The following is a 362-nucleotide window of genomic DNA, read 5'->3' as shown; positions in this document are numbered from 1 at the left end:
TGATCCAGTGCCACTGTTCGGCAAACAGATTTGGGTCCACCAGCATGCCGACACTGATAAAAAACAAGCCGAGCAACAGGTCACGAAAGGGGCGCAGGTCCGCCTCGATCTGATGGCGGAAATGACTTTCCCCCAGCATCATGCCTGCCAGAAAAGCGCCCAGCGCCATGGACAAGCCCAGCCAGTGAGTCACCCAGGCGGCGACCAGAGCCAAGAGCAGGGCCGTCATGACAAACACTTCATCGGAGCGAGTGCGGCCGGTTTCTTCCAGCAGCCGTGGCAGTATCCATCTCCCCACCACGTAGATGCCGGCAAACAACAGCAGGGATTTACCCAGGGTGAGGCCTGCCATGGCCCACAGG

At 59.4% G+C, this 362-nt stretch carries 1 protein-coding gene; it reads right to left on the bottom strand.

Features of this window, described 5'->3' with window-relative positions; translation table 11 throughout:
* Positions 1-362, bottom strand: a 362-nt coding sequence (locus tag A3754_RS07600; protein WP_197468551.1) for a cation:proton antiporter, incomplete at both ends; no start/stop codon positions are given.

This window comes from Alcanivorax sp. HI0083, from assembly GCF_001635175.1.
This window is presented reverse-complemented; position numbering and strand designations above follow the sequence as displayed.